Genomic DNA, 1527 nt, shown 5'->3' on the forward strand with positions numbered 1-1527 from the left:
CGCGCGGCGTCGATTGCTACGGCGCGAGGCGGAGTTGCCTTCCTCGAGGGGCCTGAGCGCCCCGCGAGTCGGGTCGTGGGGAGCATCTGCCTCCCTCTTTATGCGGCCCGCAGCACATGCAGCCGCTTGATATTCCARGCCATCGTCACCAGCGACCATTCGCCGCGCGCCTTGTCCAGCCCGCGCATGCTCATCTGGCTCCAGCCCATCACGCGTTTGATGATCCCGAACACCGGCTCCACCGTTTGCTTGCGAAGTCCATACAGTACTCGACCCTCTTTCGTCCCCARCCGATGGGCCATCCTGACCACCGGATCGTCAGTTTCAGGCGCCGGCGCATCCGGCGCAAAGCGCTGGAGCACCGGAATATGGTGCGATTCGCGCTTCATCGACAGCAGGGGCTCAATTCCCTGCGCCTCGCAGGCATTCACRTTGGCCGCGCTGAAGTAACCCGTGTCGCCCAACAGCGTCGAAACCTGTCCGAGSCCCTCCGGCAGAGCCTGAACCTTATCCAGTATCGGKGTGATTTCGCGCTTGTCGTTGGGCGCCTGTGAGACGTTGTGGRCCACCACCARCATGGTCTCGGTATCCACCGCAGCCTGGGCGTTGTAGCTTTGCTCGAAGCCCCCGCTCGAGGTGGGCATGATGCGCGACTCTTCGTCGGTSAGGTTGACCTGGTCGCTGKCCTTGGGACCGCTCGCCGGTGGCTGCGGGTCCGGCCCGCGCGGCTTCYTGCCCTCATCGCGCTGCCCTTGGCGCTTGGCGCACTTGGCCTCGTACTCCTGCTGCTCGACGGCGTGCCGCTCGCGCGCACGCTCCTCGATCTTGGCCTTGGCTTGCGCGATGGCGCCCAGGCGCTTCTCGCGCCGCGCGATCTCCGCCGGCACGTCCARSCCGTCATTGACAGGACGGCTGTCGCTGTCTTCGGCCAGCTTCAGCAACTGCTGCACTTCTTCGCGCAACTGTGCCTCGATCTTGTTGGCGTGCTCCCAGGACAGCGCCTTGTGCTTGCTCGCGTTGGCTGCGATCTTGGTGCCGTCCAGTGAGATGTTGCCCAGCTTCAAGCACTTCATCTCGCGCGCCAGCACCAGCACCTGCACGAACAGCGCCTCGATCTGTGGCAGAAAGCGCCGCCGGAACGTGGCGATGCTGTCATGGTCGGGCTGGGTATTGGCGGCTATGAAGCGAAATGCCACCGAGTCGTGGCAGGCCCGCTCGATCTTGCGGCTCGAGTGCACCCCGGTGGCGTAACCATAGACCAGCAAGCCCAGCAGCATCGCCGGGTGGTACGCATTGCTGCCGCGTCCCGCGTATTGCCGCACCAGCTCACTCAGGTCCAACTGGTCGATCACCTCCACGACAAAGCGGGCCAGGTGATCCTGCGGTAGCCATTCATCAACCGACGGCGGCAGCAAGTAGGCGGTGTCTCGATCTACGGCAATGAAGCGGCTCATGCAGTGGAGGTCTATTTAAACTGGCGCGATTGTCCAAGCCGCCGCCCACTCGGGGTAGGCGGGAAAGCCCGAC

Annotated in this window: 1 protein-coding gene; it reads right to left on the reverse strand. The window is 64.3% G+C overall.

All coding sequences use genetic code 11. The annotated features are described in order from the left end of the window. Positions 1-98: 98 nt before the first annotated feature. A complete protein-coding gene (locus tag AC1DY5_RS55165; RefSeq protein ID WP_478122620.1) occupies positions 99-1454 on the reverse strand; it encodes an IS1182 family transposase in 1356 nt (451 codons plus the stop codon). Between the last annotated feature and the right edge of the window lie 73 nt (positions 1455-1527).

Source organism: Variovorax sp. P4_D9, from assembly GCF_056401695.1.